This is a genomic window from Bradyrhizobium sp. JHI2711, assembly GCF_056156565.1.
The window spans coordinates 1-22,103 of sequence record NZ_JBPZPT010000014.1; the positions used below are offsets into that span (position 1 = coordinate 1).

The window sequence follows — 22,103 nt, forward strand, 5'->3', positions numbered from 1 at the left end:
TCGATCACCTCGGTCAGCGTGGCGAGCGGTGGTGGCAGCATCGTCAACAACGGCAATGGCACCTGGACGTATACGCCGGCCGCGGACTACTACGGGCAGGTCAGCTTCAACTACACGGCGTCCGATGGATCTCTGACCGCAATATCCACTGCCAGCCTGACTATTGCAGCGACACAACCGTCGGCTCCGCTCTCAGAAGGTCGTATCGTCTTCGGAACCTCTGGTAATGACGTGTTGACCGGAAGCGGAGCCAGCGACTTATTCGTGGTTTCCAAAGGTTACGGCTCGGATATCGTCAATGATTTCCAAGTGGGCCCTGGCGGTGATGTGCTGCGAGTCCAGAACTACGGGTTCGCAACTTTTGCGAATCTCCTGGCGGCTGCCAAGCAGGTTGGCTCTGATACGGTGATAGCGTTGTCCAGCGCCGAGACTGTGACGTTGAAAAACGTGGCGGTCACGTCCCTGGTTGCAGCGAATGTCCAGCTCGACAATCCTTTGCCCGTAAGCGCGGTCGCGAGCTATGCGCCAGCCGCTGCTGGGACCGGCACGTTGTATGGAACTTCCGGAAACGACAAGTTGCAGGCCAGCGGCTCGGCGATGACTCTCGTGGGAGGCGCCGCCGACGACACCTATGTCATCTACGATCGCACCACAAAGGTCGTCGAACAGGCCGGCCAAGGCGTGGATACAATCCTGGCTGGAAACTACGAGGGCTATAGCCTCGTCAATGCGCCAAATGTCGAGAATCTGACGCTGACCGGGAGTGCCTGGGCGCCGGCCACTGGCAACGCGCTTGACAACCTCGTCACCGGTAACGCCGGCAACAACATGATCGATGGAGGGCTCGGCAACGACGTGCTTCTGGGTGGCGGCGGCATAGACACATTCGCCATCAAGGCCGGAAATGGAAATGATGTCATCATCGATTTTACCGCTGGAGCGGGTGGAGACATCCTTCAGGTTAGTGGCACGAATTTCAAGACGTTTGCCGATGTCAAGGCTGCAATGACGCAAGCAGGCACGGATAGCTACCTTGCCCTCGGAAACGGCGAGAGGATTACCCTTGAACACACCAATCTTCAAAGCTTCGTAGCAGCCAACGTCAACATCGTGACGCCCCAGTCGGGTCTCATCAAGACGTTTGGTGATGATTTCAATTCGCTGTCGGCCGGTCAGGATCCTGGTCTGACTTGGCGCACAAGCTACGCGTGGAGCGGTTCGGCCAGTTATCTGCTGAGCGGGAGCGGGGAGCAGGGCGTTTACGTCGATAGCAGCTTCTCCGGCTTGCCGGGGACGCAGGCATCGAGTTCGCTCGGTCTCAACCCGTTCTCCATCAAGGATGGCGAATTGGTCATCACTGCTCAGCCGGTCTCCTCGTCCATCAGTCCGTATGTCGGAGGAGCTCAATTCTACACCGGTATGATCTCGAGCGAAAACAGCTTCGTTCAGACTTACGGATACTTCGAGATGACGGCCACGTTACCAAGTACAACGGGGGCTTGGCCCGCCTTCTGGTTGCTGCCGATCAACGGGCAGTACAGCGCTGAACTCGACGTGCTGGAGGCATTCGGGCAGAACCCGGATCAGGCTCATTGGCAAGTCCATTCGTCGACCGGATCGACGGCCGCTCCGGGTGCTTGGGCAAATACGGCTGATCTTACTTCGGGAATGCATACATTCGCGGTCGAATGGACACCCTATGATCTGACGTTCTTTGTCGATGGCGCCCAAATTGCCAAGGCTCCCACGCCCGCAGATATGAATACGGCGATGTACATGATCGCGAATCTAGCGATGGGTGGCTGGGCTGGAGCCGCAGCCGCTGGATCCACCGCAACCCTGATCATTGATTCGATCGAGGCCTACCAGCTCCCCGAATACACTCTGGCCAATTACACCCTTCTGTCGAGCGGTACTCCCACCGTCACAATCGCTGGAACAAGCAGTGCCGAAACTCTCACAGGAACGGTCGGCAACGATCTGATGGGAGGTAATGGCGGGGGCGACATCATGATCGGCGGTCTTGGCGACGATACCTACATCGTCACGGATACCAACGCCCAAATCGTGGAGATCGCGGGGGGCGGAGTGGATACAGTGCGGGCATCGACCTCGTACACTCTTCCCAACTACGTTGAGAACCTCATCTTGACCGGGGCTGCTGCTATCAATGGCGCCGGGAATAGCCAAGCTAACGTCATCATCGGCAATTCAGCCAATAACGTCATCACAGGAGGACAGGGCAACGATATTCTTGCCGGCGGCGGTGGGAGCGACACCTTTGTCATCAAGCTCGGGGATGGCTCGGATATCATCACCGATTTCCATCCAGGAAGTGCCATTGATCGTGACGTAGTCAAGCTGGATGGCTTTAGCTTTACTTCGTTTGGCGAAATCACGGCAGCAATGGCTCAGGTCGGATCCGACGTCTATCTGAAGTTGACGTTTTATGAGACACTGGTCTTCCGCGGGACAACGATCTCCGATTTCGTGAGTGATAACTTCCACCTTCCAGGGGATCTGCCCACCAGCGGCACCGCTCTCAGTTATTGGAGTGGTGTCGCCGCTGATCAGTACGTCTATGGCACCGCCATGAACGACAATCTCAAGGCAGGCGGGACGGGTAACACCCTTGTCGGCGGCGCCGGCGACGACACCTATGTCGTCGGTGCTGCAAATACCACTATCATCGAGAAGGCGGGCGAGGGTATCGACACGGTTCAGGTGTGGGGCGTTTCGTTTACGCTCCCCTCAAATGTCGAGAATCTATCGCTGATGCAGGGGGGCTTGACAGGAACCGGAAACGATCTCGCAAATCGAATGGTGGGGTCAAGCGGCAATGACATTCTTAATGGGGCGGGACGCGACGATTGGCTGTTCGGAGGTGGAGGAAACGACACCTTCGTCTACGGCAAGGGAAGCGGACACGATACGATTGTTGACTTCCATGTGTATACAAGCTCAACAGATGAGCACGACAAGTTGCTTTTTCAGGGGTATGACGCAAGCGCGTATCTGGCCGTCGAGGGAGACGAGTTGTCCGTCCACTATGCCGGCGGAGTCGATAAGCTCACCATTGTGGGTGTGACACACCTTAGTGCCTTGGATTATTCATTTGTTGCATAGCTTTGATCGACCTCTCAATTGGGCTTAAAAAAGAACTGAAAGTTGGCGGCAAGGGCGCACGCTCGACGACCAGGCGTGTCAGTGATCAGGCGTTGTTGAAACATCGTTCGTCAGTTTGGCGGCCCCGCGTGCGCTCGCGGGCAGGCCGAATGGTAGTGCGTTGCCTCACGAGGTCGACTGTCGATTGGAAAGAGATTCAGTTGAAGGTCTGATGGCGGTTGATCAAGACAGCCACTACAGATCACCAGCCTCTTGCTGAGCTGCTGATCGTTTTCTGCTTCAATCTCGTCGTGCACGGCCCACCACGCTTCTGAATAGGGACGAAGGGCCAGCAATACTCTCTCTCGTTGCTTGTTGTGTTCGTATGCGATCGGAGAACTGGTCACGCGCCTCGCCCTGTAAGGTAGATTGGGTGCGGCCCAATCCATCCCAAGCAATCGCATAGCTTGGCGCGCGCACTTGCGCAGCCTGTGAGCAAACAGGCTGCACTAACGGCTGTTATGAGAAATCGCCGAGACATGCCGGGCCCCAGGGAAGCGGCACAAGGCACCCGGTTCCGCAGGGGGAACTTGAAGGAAATTGGTTAGCAGGCCCCTCCATCCCTTGCGGAAGTCGACTGGCTTGGTTGCTACCATCAACCGGACAGTTCCGAACGGCCCGATCACCGGCTTGCCTTCAGCGCATGGACGATGGCGCAATCATCGCCAAGTCGGCGCCTCAGCCAACCCGGATCGTGACGCCTTCGGCTTCGATCTCGATGCCTCCGCCATGGCAATGGCGAGCCCGGACATCCGGCTTGGCTTTGCGTTGCGCTGTCTTGCGTTCGTGGGCCAGAAATCGCGACAAACGGCGGATCGTCAGCCATCGGCGGCGGCAACCGGCGTGCTTGCAAGCGCAAGGTGAATACTTGTTGGGGGGCAGCCCGCGTTGCCGGGCAATCTCGGAAACGACCGCGCCAGGTCCAGCGTCTCCTCGATTATCTGGGCCTTGTCGTCCTTGGAGAACCAGCGACGGCGTCCTGTGTCCGTGATCACTTCCAGCCGGCGGGCCGCGACCGACGCTTACAAGAATCGAGGTCAGCAAAGCTTCGGACGACATCAAGCCGGACGGCGGACCATTTGAACGCTGAGATCCCATAGACGGCGGAGACCAAGGGCGACATCGGATCGCAGCCAGAGCAGAATTTGGACAGCTAATCACCCGCTGATTTAATGGGCGGACCGGATCCAGCTGATATTCCGGACGGAACGGGTTTGTGGTTTGTGCTTGTTCGCCAAGCGGCTCAGGGACGGCGTCTTCCGCTGGCCGAAGATCGGGGATGGTGTGATGCGTTTGTCGGCGCGGAATTGTCGGCGCTGCTCGAAGGGCCTCGATGGGCGGCGTGTCCACGCGCCACGGGAGACGATCGTCCCGACGCAAGCCGGTTAATTGTGGGCTGCGTTGCGGCGAAGTGAATCAGGGGCATCGAGCTCGCGTCAGGCGCAAATATGCTCTTATTTTGCCTGCAAGTGACAAGAACGCGCTGTTTGCCGGATCCGACGGTGGCGCCGAACACTCGGCTGTCCTCGCGTCCCCGTCTAGACTTGCAGCTCAACGGCGTAGGCCCGCTCGCCTATTTCACTAACGTCCTGACCAGGATCGCCGACGGGCATCCTAACTGCGACATCGACCAGCGCTGGGCCTTTCGTGCTCCAGCCCTTAAAGGACGCTTGCGCTTCAATGAGGTGAACGGGCTGCGCATCTGCTCATCGCCGTCGGGATGTTTGAAGAAGGCACAAGAGTATGAACTCTTCGTGCGCTCATTCCGTAGCTGCTCTAACCTTCCTGCGTATTCGCGCCGTAGAAAAACTAACCAAACCCGTGCTGCTTGATGAGATCGCAGCGCTTTACGGATCCGAGATCCTCCTACATCATTTCTCGACTAGGCATTCGAACGACGTCTTGGGCTTCCAGCCAAGTTTCTGTTTGGCCTTTGACGGGTCACCAAGAAGCGTCGCGACCTCAGTGGGGCGGAAATAGCGGGGATCAACGGCAACGACTCACCTGCCCATTTTGGCATGATATCCTTTTCTTCGGCGCCACTTCCTTCCCAGCGAACTGGCGTGCCTACTTCGTTGGCTGCGACATTGGCGAAATCTCGGACAGAATGCTGCACGCCGGTAGCAATCACGAAATCCTTCAGCTGGTCCTGTCGCAGCATCAGCTATTACATTTCTACATAATTGCGCGCGGGTTCCCAATCGCGCGGGGCGTCCAGATTACCCAGATAAAGCCGCTCTGGCAGGCCCAAATGTATGCGCACCAATCGCGCCAACCCGAGCAAGTCGGCGAGAGCCACTTAGTTATCTTATCAGCCGCGAACACAATGCCCATTGATCGCCGCGCCGATTTGTCGAAGATCGGGGCAGGCTGGGGGCAGCGCCGGAGGATCGGCCAATGCCGGGAACTCTCCGAGAAGAACTGGATCAGGTTGAACGCGATATAGGAATCTACATAGAGTTCGATGAAGAAGAGAAAGATCGGTTCAATCGCGAGTCTTGCTTATGGACTGCAGAGGAGCGCATTGAGTGGCAGGAAACACAATCCGACAATGCTCAACGGCTCCGAGAACTGAGCGAGCTGCGTGACATTTTGCGCCGCCGGCTGGGCCTTTGAAGCGACAGTCGGATGGTCGCCGAAATGCGCTTTTGCGATCTGCAGAGACCAAATGTGCAGGTTGGTCCACCAGGCTCTTTTTATCTCTCCATGTCGATGCAGACATTCGTGATGAGACCCCAAAGCTGCACGGTGAACTCGCCGCTATTGCGTGCCAACGCATGTGGTTGGGGAACTCCAGGTCATGCCAATCAGTAGGTGTCTTGTGACAGAGCAGACACTCCTGCTTCCGGATGAAAGCGAGGTGATGCTTACTCCGCCGTCTGGGCGGCTCTCTTGGGAGGTCAACATCCATCTGTCCTCCAGAAGGCAGGTTGGCCGCCGTTTTAGTACCCGCGAATATACCGGCAGGTCCCCCTTTGGGTTTGGAGGCGCTGCTGACACGATCTATTTGAATTTTTAGGTTGTGCCGGCAATCTGGTCAGGGACAAATTCAACTTGCGCGGTGGGCGTAAACCAGACCGAACTCGAAGGATAAACCCCGAATTAAATAGCACGTGAGATTTAATCGTCCCATGTGCGGTCGCCGCACTCGCATTCAAACGAACGCAGGGTCTTCTCCCGATCTGGGAAATGCACTACCTTTAGCAGGCGGAGCGTTCTTCCGCAGAATCTACACTTTCTATTTGGCCGGCTTTCGATTTCGCCAACCTTTTCGGCTCTAAACAGCTCCATCCCATCCCCCTCCCCAGGTCTCCCGAGTAAGAACTAGGCAAACACCCTAGATTTGTCATCAAGAATCGACTTAGCCGACTCGCTCAAACTGCGCTGGGCAAACCGAGCCCGATAAGATTGTCACATCACCAGACTAGGCGATAACTTCGGGATACGGTTTTCTCGAACTCCAGTTTGAATGAGGAGTTTACGTACTGCTTCGCTGAACGCTCGATTATTGTTCGACATGTTGACCACGCGGCAGCGTAGGCTGGCGCCTTCGCTAAATACGTAGGGGCAACCTTCCAACTTTCGGCGGTTTATCACTCACTACGGCCAGGATTCCCCCTAATAGACCAAATTTTTGCGCGATCTGCGTCGCTAAATCTGATCGTTCCTTGGCGAGACGTTTTCTTTGCTCAGCCATGTCGTGCCCATCACTTTCCAGTACCTCAATTAGAATAGCTTGGCTTTGAATGTGAAGTTGCTTGGCTGAAATCTCTCGCGCGAGAGAGCTAATTCGTCTTCGCAATGTGTGGTCATGGCATTCTCACGGCTGGCTTGGCGGCGACTGCAGTCGATTTTATCCGCAGACAGCTGCGAAAACGGTACCTGATCTGGTGCAGGCTCGCAGCGACTCTGGGGCGCGACATATCAGGACGCCGTGCACAAGGTATGCTCTTTAGCTCGATCTTTGTGCCAAGCTGCTTACGCCACGCGCTTCGAATGCAGACGCCGAGCCCAAATGATCGAACGCGAAGTGGGGGACTTGCTTAGTCGAACACGCATTATGTTACCACAGGATCTACCTAGCGCTGCGATCCGCCTTAACCAATACCTAGAGACACTCTGGATCGGAGACTGAGGCGGGCTTGCTCACCGTTCAGCCGTTGACCTAGGACTGTGTCACAGGTCAGCCGGGGCGTCATCCAGACCAGTCCGACGCCTTCGCCCATGTCCAGTCACTGACGTACCGAACGAAGCGACGCGGACACGGCTGGTACGGATTTCGAAGCCGCTTCAACGTCAATTAGGCATACGAGAAGCTGAGCAGCGGGCACATGCACCGAGAACGCGGTACGACCAACGTCCGCTCGTAGCTTATGATATTGCTAGCCGCGCATTCAAGAATGCGCTTGAATGAACAGACCGTTTGATGGTTTTTTTGATGACGAACAGCTTTGACGAGGCGCGCTACGATGGGGTGGTGCTGGGCGCTGGAATCAGCGGCTTGGTGGCCACATCGATCTTGCTTCGCGGCGGCGCCCGAAAGGTCATCGTCATCGACGAGTACGCCCAGAGTGGTGGAAATCACATTGATTGCAAGATTGGTGACTACACGTTCGACGTCGGCAGTTACATCTTTCAGGATGATTCCCCGCTATTGGCGCACTTTCCCGAGTTGTTGCCGCTCTATATTGAGATTCACCCGTCTTGGGGGCGTCTCACTCCGCAAGGTGCGGTAAGTCAGTATCCGCTATCCATCAAGGACGATCTGCTCTCAGCTGGTCCGATGGAGTGGCTTCGGATGGTGGGCTCGATCGTTTTTGCCCGAACGTTCCGCCGCAAGATCCGGAGCGCTAAGGACTTTGCAACGTTCTGGATAGGAAAGCGGTTACTGGAGCGCACAGGACTAGGCTTCTATTTGAGCCGGTTCTACGGATTTCCGGCCGACCAGGTCGACGTCAAGTTTGCCGAGAAGAGGATGCTTTGGATCAAAGAGCATGCGACGCTACGAAATCTCGTGGCGCGCGCGTTGCGTCGCGCCCCGGATGTGCCGCCCAATCGACAACTTGTTCGACCGCGGGAGGGCTTCGCATTTCTTTATCAGAAGGCAGTGGAGCGGCTCGAAGGTCGAGGCGCAAGCTTCGTTCTGGGGGCCAAAATAACTGGCGTTGAAAGGCAGAATGGAGACTTTTCGATCGTGCTGGCAAACGAGCGCGCAATTGCGGGCCGGCGCCTGGTCTCCACCGTTCCCCTCGCGCGCATCCAGGATTTGTGCGGCTTGCAAGCTCACCGAGAGATGAAAACTGTCACGTTGCTGACGCTGTTCTATAGCTTTTCCGGTAAGCGGGGCTTTACGCAATCCATCTTATACAATTTTTCAAGAGAAGGTGCTTGGAAGCGCCTTACAATGCACTCCGATTTCTACGGCAAGTGCCATGGCCGAGAATTTTTTTCCGTTGAGATCAATGCGGAGCATGTGGCCCACGATAGGGATAAGGCAGATTGTGACTTTAGAACTCATACCTGCGACAACAGCTTGTTTCTTGGCGACCTGCGGCTTGAGGGGGCGCATGTGCTTGACAATGCCTATCCCATTTACACCGATCAGGCTGACGAGCGCGCCGGAAGAGCAGTGGTCGCACTGCGCCAGTTGGGAATCGAATCCATTGGGCGGCAAGGTAGATTTGACTATCAACCCACCGCCCGCGACTCCACATTGAAAGCAGAAGCCGCACTTCGTTCGGACTAGATTACAAGAGCCAAATCAATGCGAGCGCATCGCAGGTTTTGGTGAATTGCTTTCACGATCCAGGCAGAAGTAGTTGGAGCCGCGCAGAGTTGGCAAAATACGGATCGGCCCCTAGAGCAGCAAAGACGGGTCGTACTGGGGCTCCGAGAGCCGGCCGAGTGGGGTGTCGCGGGCTGATGGGCCATCTTCCTAACCGCGCCGATGAGGCCTCGTAAGCGACCACAGTTCCTGCAAAAGACTGGTGTGTCGTCGAGGGCTCCGTCGTTACACTCGAACGTGACGGCCAACGTCGCGCAGTTTGAGCAGACGGATTCGAAATCCGTAGCGTCGGTCGAGCTCGCGCTCATCATCATTCCTCATTGATACACTTGATGGCTTCAGCGTTGGTTTGTTCGTGGCTCTAACTCCTGTGCAATCGAGCGAAAATCAGAAGGCCGTCTGTCTCGCAGACGGCTTCTGGTTTACGTCAATATGCCGCGTCCTCAAATAAAGCTGGGATGGTCGCCAGCATTATCTTTGTGTCCAGCACGATGGACCAATTGCGCGCGTAGAATGCATCGCAGGCAACGCGCCGGCGGTAAGTGGTTGTACTGCGACCGCTCACTTGCCAAAGGCCGGTAATTCCAGGACGGCAGGCGAGGTAGGCGTCGACCTTGTACGCGTACCGCGCCAGTTCTTCTTCGGTGACCGGCCGAGGTCCGACGATGCTCATGTCACCGCGAATGACATTGAACAACTGAGGCAATTCGTCGAGGCTGGAGCGACGCAGCGCTGCGCCCAACAGCGTGACGCGAGGGTCTGCGCGTAACTTGCGAGTGGCCTTCCACTCGGCTGCGGCCGCAGGATCCGACTCCAACAACCGTTGCAGCCGCTCCGCTGCGTCAGGGGCCATGGTACGGAACTTCAGACAGTCGAAGGTCTGACCATTAAAGCCAACCCGTCTATGACGAAACAGGACCGGTCCTGGCGAGAACAAAATCAAGGCCGAGCAACAGAGCAACAGCAAAGGAGAAAGCAGCAGAATGCCAAAAGCTGCCAATACAAGATCAACCGATCTCTTTACGACTGTACCCACGGGACGCGGTGCCACGTGGGCGGGAGAACGTCTCTTTGCGGAAATGAAAGGCAACTCGCCGCGTGTATCGACCACATTGGCCATTGCGGGAACTCCATAAAACAAAACCTAAAATGCCTTCGAGCTCGTCCCCTCTTTTCTTGCGGTCTCATCGGCCCCCAATGCGAGCAGATTAAATTCTGACGGCGGTGCAAAATTAATACAAGTTTAAAGTTTCGGCAGCGACAGCGGATTTTTTCAGCGTAGTATGAATTGAGCTCGTGATGACTTTGCGATTTGAAAAGGCGGCAGCAGCGCCTCTACCTTCCTTCAGTTTTGGTAATAGGAATAGCGCCGATCGGAATAACCCTCAAAGCGACGCATAAACGCTTCGTCGGTTTTGTTGAGGACGGTGCCAAGCAATCGCTCCGAAACAAGCGGCGATGACTGGATTGCCTTGAGGACCTCGTTGGTGGACGTGCCCCATTCAACCACCATCACAAAAGCGTCAAACAGGCTTGCGACCGCTCTGACGTCAGCGATGGGCAAGATCGGCGGCAAATCGCAAATGATGTAGTCGTAGTCCTCGCGAGCTCGCTCCAGTCCCAGCCTGACCGATGACGCACAAAGCACATCCGAGCTGTTCGAGGGCGATGCCCCGGATGGCGAGGGGACGACATCGAAGTTGAAATTGAGGTCGTTGATGATCACGTCTTTGAGGCGCAACCGATCGACCACCATCCGTTGCAGCCCCAACCGGCGCTCGTAGCCAAGCATTCTGGATAAGGCCGGTTTACGCAGATCGGAATCAATCAGAAGCGTGCGGGCTCCGCTTTTCGCGAGGAATGCGGCGAGCGCCGCGGTGGCGGTTGTCTTCCCTTCACCGGGAAGGGCCGACGTAATGCCGATCACTTTTGGCTTGACCGGATGCAGGTCGATAGCGACCTTGATGTAACGCAACGCCTCGGCCGTAGCTGAAAAAGGAGCGGCTTTGTTGATCTGCTGGAAGGCGCTGGCGTGACCGCCGCGCCATCGTGTCCGCAGCTTTGAAACAGCTGGGAAAGCGGCGAGGCAGGGCGTGCTCAACAGCTTCTCGAGCTGGTCACGTGTATGGACCCTCCGGTACATGAATTGCTCTCGGGCTATTGCTGCGAGCGTGCCCAGGCCGAGCCCGCACATCGCTGCGAAAGCCAAGGCGATGGCGAGCTTGGGCGAGCTTGGCTTTGTAGGTGCCGACGCTTCCGTCACCACGCGGGCCTCGGTCGACGGAAACGACTGCTGTTGCACCGACTGGGTGAATCGAGACAGAAAAGCCTCGTAGATGCCACGATAGGTGTTTGCACCCGTTTCCAGCTCCCGCAGGTGAACCTGAGCTTGCCGCGTCGCCCCGGATTGCTGGAAGATCTCGATCATTCGCCTATCGATCGCCTCCTCCTGCGACTTCGCAATCTGGAGTTCGCTCTTATAGCTCTCCGCGATACGAGAGATTTCATCCCACATCGACCGTTGCAGCGCTGCCATTTCCGATCGCAGATTCCTGGCGGCCTCATGCTCGGCCCCATAGCGCGCGCTCCATTCGGCTTGCTTGTTTTGGTTCTCCAGGTATTTCTGACGTAGCTTGGTAATCACCGGACTGTTGAGCGCATCCGTGACAACCGGATCTGGGATCGTGAAGTTCTCCTTCTCAGGTCGTTGTTCGAGAATGCGTTGTATGCGCTCGAGCTTGGCGCGAGCTTGGCTGGTGTCGGCGCGAGCTTTGGCCAGTGCGACGCCGAGCTGATCGAGCTCAACCTCGCTCGCCAATTTGCCTTCGACGCCAATGATGATGCCGTTTTCGGCCTTGAAGTCCTGCACGGCTTTGTAGGCATTGCTGGCCTGCTGACGGAGTTCGCTGATCCGCTGTTCCAGCCAAACGCTGGCGCGTCGGGTAGCCTCGTACTTTGCCTGCAGCCGGTATTCGATATAGGCGTCGGCGAAAGCATTGGCGATCCGTGCAGCCTTGTCCGGGTCAAGCGAAGTATAGGCGATCTGCTCGACGTAGCTGCGGCCCAAACGGGTGACGCGCAGATTGTCCTTGAGAACGCCAAGCGCGCGTCGCTCCAGCTCGGCAGACGAAGGCCTTTCTTCGGACGGTTTCGTTAGCCGTAACCATCGGGCCAAGCGGCTTGTGATTGCATTGCCCGAGGCGACGAACTCTGGATCATCCGTGAGATGCAACTTGTTTATGACCGCTTTGCCGACCTTTTCGGACCTAGTGGTCTCGATCTCACTCTCCACAACAGCGTCGTCTACGCCTTGATGTTCCTGGGCATTCTCACTTCGTGGCGAAGTAATTCCCTTGGTATCAACGAACATGTCGGCCTGCGCCGTGAACTTGCGAGGCGCCATCCCGACGTAGAGCGAGCCAAGCGCCAACGAGGCGGCCGTCATGAAGGCAATAAGACGCCATTCGCGACGTAAGAAGTCGCGTAGCAGAAGCAGAGATCTTGCCTGATCAGGGCCGGCTTCTGTCGCCGTCGCGTAGGGCCGAAATTCGCCGGCGATGTTCATTCCACGCCCTCAACTCAACTCGTTTTATGAACGCGTACAGTCCAAAAGGAGCGGCTCGCATCTGCTCGCGCAAACAAGAATTGGCATTTAAACAAAAAGCAGTATCGCCCATTAAATTGATGTTACAGAGCCCAAATGCCGTGCAGGCTGTGCTCAAGAAACAGTCAATTGAGAGTTGAGCTCATGTCGAGCGCTTCCTTGCTTTGCTGTCTCCGATCTGGCGCGTTGGGCGAAAAGGAAATCGATATGCGAACGCATCTTGCGGATGAATGGCTCGCGGCCAAACTGCTGGGCGTGAGCAACGATAGCCTCGGGCTCAAAGGTCATTCGCTCGAATCGGGCAATGCTATTGCTGATGGCATCAATGGTCTGCTCGTCGAAGAAGAGACCAGTCAGGTCGTTTGCGACTGTTTCGGTAGCGCCCCCCCGCCCGAAAGCGATCACCGGACGTCCGCTCGCCATGGCCTCTACCGGGACCATGCCGAAGTCTTCTTCTCCCGGGAAGATGAGCGCGCGACAGCGCGCGTAATGGTGCTTGAGTGCCTCGAACGGCTGCGGTCCGAGCACGGAAACGGTCGGGCCGGCGAGGCGGCGAATCTCGGATAACATCTCGCCGCCGCCGATGACCACCAGCTTCAGTTTCAATTCGTTAAACGCGCGTACCGCAAGGTCGGGCCGCTTGTAGGACACGAGTTCGCCGGCCATCAGATAGTAGTCGCCGAGTTCGGAGGAGGGGCACGGCGAGAATGCTGCAGTATCCACTGGAGGATGAATCACGTTGGCGTCGAGACCGTAGTAGCGGCGGATGCGGCCGGCGACGGTTGCGGAATTGGCAACGAAGCTATCGACCCGTGCGGCGGAAGCGACATCCCACAGTCTTAGATAGTGCGCAAGCGAGGGCATGGCCAGGCGCGCGAGCGAACCGGCGCTGGCTCGGTAATCGTGAAACATATTCCAGATGTAGCGCATGGGTGTGTGGCAATAGCAGACGTGGAGGGCGTGAGGAGGAGCAATGACGCCTTTTGCCGGTCCGGATTCGCTGCTGAGAATCAGATCATAGTCGCGCAAATCTAGCTGCTCCAGAGCGAGCGGCATGAGCGGGAGATAGGTCTTGTACATGCGTGGAGCGCGCGGTAGCCGATTGATAAAGGTCGAAACAACGCGGTGTTTGCGAATAGTTTCGGAGACCATTTCTGGAACATAGACGTGCGTATAGATGTCCGCCTCGGGATACATCTCGCAAAGAGCTTCGAGGACTTTCTCGCCCCCGCGCATCCCCACAAGCCAATAGTGAATGATCGCGACTTTCATGCAGTCAGCCCTTCGCGAATTGATCAAAGGTGTGCTGTGATTGCGCATTGGGATCGAGCGGACATCTATGCTTCAGCGTGGTAGGACTTCAGGGGCAGGCGGACAGCCTTCGGCCGGACCAGGCCCGCGCCCGTACACGTGGACATAGTCGACCAACAGCGTGGAAGGATTGGGTGTCTGATCGATCGGCCAACCACCGCCGAGGGCCAGGTTCACGAGAGGGTAGAGCGGACCGTCGAGTTCAGGTGGAGTTGGTTGGCTCCACACCGGGGTTCTGTCGAAGAAGAACACAATGGCCTGCGGCGAGATATCTACGCCGAAAGTGTGGAAGTCTTGCACAAGCGCATCGTTCGGTACCGTGACCTTCTGCCCCTCGCCCCGGGTCTTCTGCGGTTGTTGCTTGTACCAGATGTGCGTGGCGGCCTGATAAGCGGATGTGAACTGCCCATAATATTCGATGACATCAAGTTCGACGTTTCCTTCCGTCACCGTGGCGGGCTTCAGAGCGGCAAGCCAGAATGCGGGCCACGTTCCCGGACCGGGCGGCATCTTCATACGTGCTTCGAAATAGCCGTACCGGGTTCCGGTCCCGGCGCCGGAAGCATCGGCCGCAGCCAGAAGACCCGACGTCCACTTGCCGTTCCGATCCTTCGAAGCAGTGATGGTGAGAACTCCGTCTTCCACCTTGAATGGCCCCCTCGGTCCCGGATTGGCAAATGCCGCGTCGCCGAAATCGCCCGACCAAGGGGTGTGTGCGGTCCAACGGGCTGCGCCCAGGCGGGTCGCTGAGACACTGAGCTCGTTGAAGTCTTCAAGCAAGACGGGATGAAGTTCACACGATGCAGGCTGCTCGGCCGCGATCGCAGAACCGAATGAAATCCCGACCGTGAGCGCGACCATCGTGACTGCCCAGGTCGGGCGTTTTGTTGCATACCCCTTCTCGGTCATCTCGCTCTCCTTGATCCTGCATCGTGCACTTCGACCATCACACCGCCCCTGCGCGGCCGCTGATCCGAACACCAAAGCCATACAGTGCGCCGACATACACACTGGCGCCGAACAGAGAGATCACTCCCAGTTCAAAAAACGCAGCCAGATGGAGCTCAGGCAGCTTGTATCGCAGGCCCATCACCAGAAGGGTCATCACCGCCGATGCGGCGGCGATTGGCCATAGATTGGCTGCCTCAGACGCGACGCTGGTCCCGACCAGTTGCCGGGCTCCCATCAAGGAGAGGGCGAACATGATGAACGAGACCGCGGCCCGTGCCGCCACCACGCCTGCAAGCGAATAGAAGTAGAAACCCAAACACATAAGCAGGATCTTGGCGCACAGCTCGACCAGGGTGAGGCGAAACACCAGATGGGTTCGATTGGTGGCCAGCGCCAACGAATGCAGAGGCTGATAGAACGCGCTGAGGACGGTCGACAATGCGAGCCACCGCAAGTAGAGTCCAGCCTCGCCCCACTGCGGGCCCAGCAGGACCTCGGCGATCAAGTCCGAGGTCAATGACATTCCGATGCAAGCCGGCGCGGCAAGTGACATCGTGAGCCGGGACGCCTTCGAATAGGCGTGACGGAGCCGGTCCTGGTTCTGGTTGATCTGCGACAGTGCGGCCATGAGAGGCTGCATCGCCGGGCCGATCAGGCTCTGGGTTGGCATCACCGATAGATCGCTGGCGATGGTGTATTGACCCAATGTGGCCTTGCTCGAGGAATAGCCGAGTAGGATTCGATCAAACTGCCAGCTCACCGCGATGATGATCTGGGCGCCGCTCAGCCAACCCAGAAAAGCCGAGAACTCCCGAAACTTCGACAGCGAGAGGTTTGGTCTGTAAGGGGCCAACAGGTACGACATCGACGTGGCGCCCAAGGACGCTGCGATGCCGCTGGCGACGATGGCCCAGTACCCAGCGCCAAGTTTGACTGCTGTCGCTGCAATGATCGCTGCGGCAAGTTTGCCAAAGATCTCGGTAACAAAGACTGGCCTGAAAGCCAGGCTGCGGGTGTGCTCGACCATTCCAGGGCTATACAGGCTGCGAGCCAAGGGTCCGATGGCGCTCACGATGATCAAGCTGGCCAAGCGGGAATCCTGGTAAATCTGAGCAAAGGGCCACGCCACGAGCAAAAGCACCAATGTCAAGGCGATGCCTCTGAGAGCGCTCAAGGTGAAGGCAGTGTCCAAGTGCGACTTCGTTACGCTTGGCAAGCGCGTCAGAGCCTGCAGCGTTGGTACCTCCAGCACCATGTCCGCGATGATCGTTACGGTAACGGCGAGGGCGGTGAGGCCGAAATCAGCGGGCGTCAGGATGCGTGCTAGGACCAGAAGCGTGACGAAATCGATAGCCCGGGCTGTTAGCCTGGACGACACAGTCCAAGCGGCGCCCAAGAGGGTTTTGCGGGCAAGCACGACTCAATGCCTGCACGTTGCGACGAGGCATTGCCTGGTCGCCGATGCGGAAAGAGTGCCGGCTCGCGCGGCTTCATGAGGCAGTGGCGTCATCGCGAGTGCCTGTGCTTGGAGATAGTGGTCGCGGGCCCGAGCTCTTGTCGCTCAGTATGATGGTCGCTGCTCGCTCGGGTTCAAGACGGCCTCTCAGAACGTCGGCGAAACCGAGCACGTTACCGCGAAGCCGGCCCCGCCGGTCGATGAAAGGTTCAGGTCTGGCGGCGCGCGCCAGGTTGATGGCGACGTTCCGAAAGATCTGCATGGTTGCCTGCCGAGGCGTCATCGTGCCTTTGCGCAGCAGGTAGATTGGATTGACGACTTGGGAATAGCCCAGGCGATCTCCGGCAACACGGCCCGCCTTCAGTCCCATATGCACGCCTCGGGCGCGGGGGGATTTGATCAGGCGGCCGCCTCGCTTTGCGAGCGCTGCGCCAAAATCCCGGTCTTCCTGCCATCCGTAGAGGACGAGCCGCTCATCAAAGGTAATGTTGCCGATCGCAGACATACGGAAAGCCATGTTGCAGCCGTACGGGCTGAATGGTTCGATACGCGGTGCTTCGGGCGACAGCGTGCCTTCCGTCAAGATGCGCCGCGCTTCATCAAAGCTGAGACCCGGTCCGAGGATGCCGTCAGCATAAAGATAACCAGTGAAGCCGACGACCTCTGGTTCGTCTCGAAACGTTTGCGCGGCCGCGGCCAACCAATCGGGATCCGCAAGAAAATCATCGTCGAAGAACACGATCACGTCGGCCTCATTACTGAGCGCGGCCAACGCGGTATTTCGCTGAGCCGGCAAGCCGCCGGGGCCGGTGACAAGCCGAACGCCGGGCAGCTTGGCGGCATCGCCCGCATCTTCAAGGTTGACGCAAGACACGATGACGGCGTCCGGCTTGAGGGTTTGGGTTTGCAGCAAGTGAGTCAGGGTTGCCGTCACCGTTTCGGGTCGTCCTCGTGTTGCGATTGCCACTGCCACTCTGGGCATGCGTCCAACGGTGGTCTCACGCCTTCTCAGAGCCGATGTAGGCTCTTCCATCAGCTCGACATATCCAGCCGCGGTGCGCGCCCAAGAAAACATCTTGATCCGCTCGCGGCCACGTCCGACCAGTTCATCGCGCAGATCGCCGGATGTCGAGAGTTGCCGAATGCATTGAACCCAGCGTCGTGGATCGTCGGGGGGGGCGAGCAAAGCGGCATCGCCACATACTTCGCTCATGCTGGCGCGATCCGAGGCAACGACGGGACAACCACGCGCCATGGCTTCGATGATCGGAAGTCCGAAACCTTCTGTCCATGATGGAAAGATCAAGCACAAGGCGCGATCCATCAGATAGGCGAGATCGTCATCTGTGACGCGGCCGAGGAGGGTTAAGTCGTATGCTTCCGTTAGAAGCTCAGGGGAAAATATGTCCGCGCCGCCACCGGCGACGATCACGCCGATGTTCATTGCGGCGAGCTCCGGCGCGATGGTGCTAACCAGCTGTAGGTTCTTATGCGGAGCGCGCGATCCGAGCGCCAGCACGAACCGGGCGCCGGCCGCAACTTGGCAATCCTTGCGCGCGAGGCTGGGATCCCAGGCCAAGGCGTGCTCGTGTCCATTTGGAAGCACTGCAATGTCCCCGTCGCGTAGCCGAAGGTGTCGGGCAAGTTGTCGAGCCGAATAGGCTGAGACGGTGGTGATCCTTGCAGCGCGCTTTGCCAACAGCGGTTGCAGCACGCGATAGGTCGCGCGAAACGCTGGCCGATAGCTCTCCGGTGCGTCGAACACGTTGGCGTCGTGAATACACACGACCTGATCCGGTTTGACGGCCGGCGCTGTGTTGCCGAGATTGAGCAACCGTCCGGGCCACCGCCCGGGAAGAACCAATTGCTCCCAGAGGTGTCCGCCGAGCGGCCCCGCCGTAATGAGCGGCATGGCCTGAAGCCGAGGATCGGGGGCGGCCGCGGGGGCAATGATCGGAACGCTTGCGCCGGACCCGACGAGTGCCTGATTCATTGCCGCCGTGACGCCCTGGGCGTAGCGCTGCACGCCGCTCGTGGGCTGAGTCAGATAGCGGCCATTGACGGCAAAACTGCTGGATGCATTCATGCTTTGGCTCCCGATGGTTCGGACGGCGTGAGCAACACTCCTTCGAGGTGATCCCGCGGTGAAGCGCAAGCCAGCGCGGCGAGGGCGTAGAACAGCAGACCTTGCTCCACGGATGGAGCTGCCAACGTGTCGCCAATGATGAGAGCAAAACATGCATTGCGCGCGGCTAGGCGAGCGTCGGTCTCATAAGTCCGCGGACCATTCAGTGGTGCGAACAGGGCTGTTGCCGCGAAAAGGAGGTAGAAGGCAGTTCCCGGAATACCAACGTTGGCAAGCAGTGCGATCGGAAAACTCGATGTGCGGATAGTTCCGAGCCCAACGCCGAAACCAAAGGAGTCATAGAAGTTCTGTAGGGCAGCCGCATTCCAAGAGCTGCGCTCGATGGCCGAGGTCGAAGAGGATTTGTTGAGAATCAACGTATCGACATAGGTACGCGCCGTTTCGCTGGCTCGTTCGTCGAGGAGCACGCCCAAGATCACGATGACCAGGAGGATCGGCGTGCATAGCACGGCCGCGGAACTGAGCGGACGGTTCGGTTGAAAGCCCGATCGCCGCAGAAGTCCGGCGTAGAGGATCAAGCCGACCAGTGGAGCCCCAGCAAATCCTGTCGAGGAGGTTGACAGAACGACAAGCGCCAGCGATGCAAGCGCCATCGGGCCGGTGAGCATTGGCATCCTGCCGCTCAGAAAGAGGGTGCCGGTGAACGCGAACGCTCCGAGAGTGGCGCGCGCGAATGCGGAAGCTTCGGGAAATGAACCGACGATCCGCTTTACGCCGTTGACCTGATCATCGGCGTGCATTGTGTACCGGGCGTTCCGCATGAAATCGAGGAGACTTTGGGTGCCTGTCGCATACGTTCCGATGTCCAGCATGGCGAGCAGGACGTTTCCGGCGCAATAGCCGAGTACTGCGGCGACAACGGCGCGAAAGCCGGCATGAGTCGTTGCGATCGCGGCCGTGATCCCGAAGCAGGCAAGATCCGCTGCCATGTAGACGGACTGAGTAAAATTGCTGGACACGGGCCCAAGCGGGACGGTTGAGCCGGTGTCGGCGTATTCCGACGCGCCAAGCGGAACGATCTGCGTTGCGCCAGCCAGTAAGCGCGGCATCAGGACAGCAGAGCCGACGCCAAAGATCACCAAGCACAACAGCCAGAATCCGGGTTGGCCGAAGCTGATGGCTCGCATCGCAGCGGCAGCCTCGTGGCGCCGAGCGAGCACTGCTGCCATGGCAAAACTTAAGAACAGGTGTGCCGGTTGAATGTTTGCGCCGCCGACGAGGATGGCGGCGGCCGCGCCAAACAGGGCAGTGCCCATCAGCACGCCGAAAGTGGCGCGATAACCGAGCGGCAGGCAGAGCAACCCGAGTAGGATGGTCAAAATCCCGATCGGTTCTAGCGACATGACGCACCGCCGGGGTTTGACTCGAGTACGCTGCGACACGTCCTGACCAGAGTCGCGGAGCCAGCGCGGCTGACCGGAGACGGCACGTGAAGTGCTGCTGGATTCGGCATCGGCTTTTTCAATGCTGGCGAGCCATCATGCCCCTGATAGAATGTATGGAATCAAGCATCGGCAGCAGAGCGTGCTTAAGAACGGGGAATTGCCGAGCTATTGCGCCCTCACGCCAGAGTTCAAATCGCAGCGATGCCAGCCTGCTCAACACCGGCTGGGGCTGCTCGGCGCGCAATGCCTGCAGCACATCGGGTCTGCCAAAGTCGACGGATCGGCCCGGCACTTCGAGGCATCGCAATTCGCCGGCGGTAGGCCGCGTAATGGCCCGCTTGAGCCGAAGCCAGGCGGCATCGGCATCGCGTAATGCCGTTGCCCCGCCGTCGATCGGAAGGCTGTCTACGTAACTGAGCGCGCCGGACAGCAATTCGTTTCCGAGGCTGGCATCGCTGATCCCAAACCGGATGTCGCCGCAATTGGCCGCGACATCCTCTCCGTCGTCGACAAAAGAAGTGACCGAGGGGATCCTTGGCTCGAACAGGCTCTCAATCAGATGCCAATACCGCAGGACTGAGGAACGGACGTCGAGCGGACTATAGCGATTGCGCTCAACCAAGAGACCGAAAACCTGCTTGAAATGTTCTTCGCTGTGTCCCTTATAGTTTGATCGGGCAAACTGAATGGTTTCAATTTGTAGCGCCGGAAAGGCACTGGCCAATAGCCGTTGTGTGCTTCCGTAGAGACCGGTATCGCACAGCAGAATTCGGCGAGCATCGCCCCGGAGTTTGGCAAAGTGCCGCTCGAACAACGCGTTCTGCACGCGGATGTCAGACAAAACCGCCTTCGCGCGATCGTCGAACAACATGGTCAAGAATACGTCTGCACGAAATGGCTGCTTCCATTCCTCTGGCAGCTCGTAGCGTCCTCCACCAAGGGCACAAGCTACATCAAGAAACGAGCGGCCGCGAAACTCACGGGCAATCTCCTCGAGCGCGGAAGCGCTGCGAACCAACACCGCAGCGCGCGCCGCAACGAGGCGTGAGACCATGAAGTTCTGCCGTGGCATGCCGAGCGGCAGCGAAAGCCGAGCGATGACTCGTTCGAAGACTTCCCTTATTCCAACACCGCCCCGGGCGCAAAACAGCAAGGTCGCCTTGTCGCCTGCGTTCACTTCGGCGGCGTATAGCCAAATCAGCAAACAAAACTGAGTGACGATGGGCCCAAGAACAACACGTCCAAACGCGTACGCATTTTCGGGTGGCTCCGCTGCCGAGCGGTTGCCCCGCTTTGGTCGCGACAATGCGGCCCGAGCAGCAACCAAACCGCCATTCGCCTTGCGCAAATAGCTGAACCAGACCGGCCGGGGTGTATGAATGACAGTTAATCCATGTGCCGAGGCGCGACGGACGTCGGCATGCGGATCATCGCCGATGTGCAGAATTCGTCCTAAGGATACCCCTTCTGCTTCGGCGACCCGGACAAACAGGGCACCGTCACGCTTGGTGCATCTCTGATCGGCGCTGCTGTAGATCTGATCAACAACATCGCACCCATGAAAATGCGAGATTAGTCTATCGAGGTCTGCAGACGACAGCATGGTGTCGCTGACGGCGACAACGCGGTTGCCCGCCGCTCGACGTGCGCGCAGAAACCCGGCCAAGGTCCGGTTGGCAACGAGCGAGGTCTTCTCGATGTCGAGTTCAATTGCCAATCGCGCAGCGCTCAAGGAATCCGGAAGACCTAGCAAGCGAAGTTGCCGATCGATCACGTCGGGCAGTCGGACTTCACCGGAACCGCGCACGGCGAGCACTCGGAAGGCAATTCGCTCGGCTTCTTGTCTGGCTCTCGCCAGCAGAACAGGTTCAATTTGCCAGCTGCGCGCCCGAAGAAGGTTGCTGAATAAATGCTCACCTTGCACAATACGTGAGCGAGCGGAGCGCACGGTTCGCAGCAGCAGCGTATCAAAGACGTCGACGGATATCAGATCGATTCCATCGGCGGCTCTGACGCGCTCGGCTAGCCTATGTGACTTCATAAATTACCAAACTCCAACGCACCGAATGACGCAGAACACGCGTAACGGTCGCAAATTGATTTGTGCTAGGCGGGCTCCGCAATTAGATGTTGCTCAGATCAATAAATTGCTTGTAGCATTTTGCGTGCCAACTCTGAGGGGCGTTCATATTTAAGAATTGTATGGACTGGCGAATTACCAGCCGAATTCTCACGATCTCAGCTGATCGTTCCAGCGATGGGTATTTAGAGAATAATGATGCGATCGCTTACTAAGCATG

13 protein-coding genes and 1 pseudogene are annotated in these 22,103 nt (G+C 58.0%); 5 read left to right on the forward strand and 9 right to left on the reverse strand.

Features of this window, described 5'->3' with window-relative positions:
* From ACTEK7_RS36200 to ACTEK7_RS36210, 3 genes are all read left to right on the forward strand, one after another.
* Window positions 1–3,126, forward strand: a 3,126-nt coding sequence (locus ACTEK7_RS36200; RefSeq protein WP_474810791.1) for a family 16 glycosylhydrolase, incomplete at its 5' end; no start/stop codon positions are given.
* Between the two features lie 1,230 nt (window positions 3,127–4,356).
* Entirely contained in the window at window positions 4,357–4,554 is a 198-nt protein-coding gene (gene tnpB / locus ACTEK7_RS36205; protein WP_474810802.1) for an IS66 family insertion sequence element accessory protein TnpB, read from the forward strand.
* A 59-nt stretch (window positions 4,555–4,613) separates the two neighbouring features.
* The gene (locus ACTEK7_RS36210) at window positions 4,614–4,997 is read left to right on the forward strand and encodes a transposase domain-containing protein (protein WP_474810793.1); all 384 of its coding nucleotides are present in this window, start codon (window positions 4,614–4,616) and stop codon (window positions 4,995–4,997) included.
* A 37-nt stretch (window positions 4,998–5,034) separates the two neighbouring features.
* Here ACTEK7_RS36210 and ACTEK7_RS36215 read toward each other — a convergent pair.
* A pseudogene (locus ACTEK7_RS36215) lies at window positions 5,035–5,431 on the reverse strand (GDP-mannose 4,6-dehydratase); the annotation flags it as partial.
* Between the two features lie 131 nt (window positions 5,432–5,562).
* Here ACTEK7_RS36215 and ACTEK7_RS36220 point away from each other — a divergent pair.
* Together ACTEK7_RS36220 and ACTEK7_RS36225 are read left to right on the forward strand one after the other, a co-directional pair.
* Window positions 5,563–5,781, forward strand: a complete 219-nt coding sequence (locus ACTEK7_RS36220; protein ID WP_225147010.1) for a hypothetical protein — start codon at window positions 5,563–5,565, stop codon at window positions 5,779–5,781.
* A gap of 1,810 nt (window positions 5,782–7,591) precedes the next feature.
* Window positions 7,592–8,911, forward strand: coding sequence for an FAD-dependent oxidoreductase (locus tag ACTEK7_RS36225; RefSeq protein WP_225147011.1), 1,320 nt, complete (start codon window positions 7,592–7,594; stop codon window positions 8,909–8,911).
* Window positions 8,912–9,377: 466 nt separating this feature from the next.
* Here the strand turns inward: ACTEK7_RS36225 and ACTEK7_RS36230 are convergent, their stop codons facing one another.
* From ACTEK7_RS36230 to ACTEK7_RS36265, 8 genes are all read right to left on the reverse strand, one after another.
* Window positions 9,378–10,070 (reverse strand): sugar transferase, encoded by a 693-nt coding sequence (locus tag ACTEK7_RS36230; RefSeq protein WP_225147012.1) that lies wholly within the window; start codon window positions 10,068–10,070, stop codon window positions 9,378–9,380.
* Window positions 10,071–10,295: 225 nt separating this feature from the next.
* Window positions 10,296–12,515: an AAA family ATPase gene (locus ACTEK7_RS36235; protein WP_225147013.1), complete on the reverse strand. Its 2,220-nt coding sequence runs from the start codon at window positions 12,513–12,515 to the stop codon at window positions 10,296–10,298.
* A 153-nt stretch (window positions 12,516–12,668) separates the two neighbouring features.
* Window positions 12,669–13,826: a glycosyltransferase gene (locus ACTEK7_RS36240; RefSeq protein WP_225147014.1), complete on the reverse strand. Its 1,158-nt coding sequence runs from the start codon at window positions 13,824–13,826 to the stop codon at window positions 12,669–12,671.
* Window positions 13,827–13,898: 72 nt separating this feature from the next.
* Complete coding sequence (locus ACTEK7_RS36245; RefSeq protein WP_225147015.1) at window positions 13,899–14,774, reverse strand: glycoside hydrolase family 16 protein; 876 nt, start codon at window positions 14,772–14,774, stop codon at window positions 13,899–13,901.
* A gap of 37 nt (window positions 14,775–14,811) precedes the next feature.
* The gene (locus ACTEK7_RS36250; protein ID WP_225147016.1) at window positions 14,812–16,233 is read right to left on the reverse strand and encodes a lipopolysaccharide biosynthesis protein; all 1,422 of its coding nucleotides are present in this window, start codon (window positions 16,231–16,233) and stop codon (window positions 14,812–14,814) included.
* 73 nt (window positions 16,234–16,306) lie between these two features.
* Window positions 16,307–18,358: a glycosyltransferase gene (locus tag ACTEK7_RS36255; RefSeq protein WP_225147017.1), complete on the reverse strand. Its 2,052-nt coding sequence runs from the start codon at window positions 18,356–18,358 to the stop codon at window positions 16,307–16,309.
* The gene (locus ACTEK7_RS36260; RefSeq protein WP_225147018.1) at window positions 18,355–19,761 is read right to left on the reverse strand and encodes a hypothetical protein; all 1,407 of its coding nucleotides are present in this window, start codon (window positions 19,759–19,761) and stop codon (window positions 18,355–18,357) included. The genes ACTEK7_RS36255 and ACTEK7_RS36260 overlap by 4 nt, the downstream gene beginning before the upstream one ends.
* Window positions 19,762–19,879: 118 nt before the next feature.
* The gene (locus tag ACTEK7_RS36265) at window positions 19,880–21,844 is read right to left on the reverse strand and encodes a hydrolase (protein WP_225147019.1); all 1,965 of its coding nucleotides are present in this window, start codon (window positions 21,842–21,844) and stop codon (window positions 19,880–19,882) included.
* Window positions 21,845–22,103: the final 259 nt, after the last annotated feature.

What these genes read in the sequence shown, in the direction of transcription:
- ACTEK7_RS36210 (WP_474810793.1), top strand. Translation starts at nt 4,614, where the DNA reads ATGCTCTTATTTTGCCTGCAAGTGACAAGAACGCGCTGTTTGCCGGAT.
- ACTEK7_RS36220 (WP_225147010.1), top strand. Translation starts at nt 5,563, where the DNA reads ATGCCGGGAACTCTCCGAGAAGAACTGGATCAGGTTGAACGCGATATA.
- ACTEK7_RS36225 (WP_225147011.1), top strand. Translation starts at nt 7,592, where the DNA reads ATGGTTTTTTTGATGACGAACAGCTTTGACGAGGCGCGCTACGATGGG.
- ACTEK7_RS36230 (WP_225147012.1), bottom strand. Translation starts at nt 10,070, where the DNA reads ATGGCCAATGTGGTCGATACACGCGGCGAGTTGCCTTTCATTTCCGCA.
- ACTEK7_RS36235 (WP_225147013.1), bottom strand. Translation starts at nt 12,515, where the DNA reads ATGAACATCGCCGGCGAATTTCGGCCCTACGCGACGGCGACAGAAGCC.
- ACTEK7_RS36240 (WP_225147014.1), bottom strand. Translation starts at nt 13,826, where the DNA reads ATGAAAGTCGCGATCATTCACTATTGGCTTGTGGGGATGCGCGGGGGC.
- ACTEK7_RS36245 (WP_225147015.1), bottom strand. Translation starts at nt 14,774, where the DNA reads ATGACCGAGAAGGGGTATGCAACAAAACGCCCGACCTGGGCAGTCACG.
- ACTEK7_RS36255 (WP_225147017.1), bottom strand. Translation starts at nt 18,358, where the DNA reads ATGAATGCATCCAGCAGTTTTGCCGTCAATGGCCGCTATCTGACTCAG.
- ACTEK7_RS36260 (WP_225147018.1), bottom strand. Translation starts at nt 19,761, where the DNA reads ATGTCGCTAGAACCGATCGGGATTTTGACCATCCTACTCGGGTTGCTC.
- ACTEK7_RS36265 (WP_225147019.1), bottom strand. Translation starts at nt 21,844, where the DNA reads ATGAAGTCACATAGGCTAGCCGAGCGCGTCAGAGCCGCCGATGGAATC.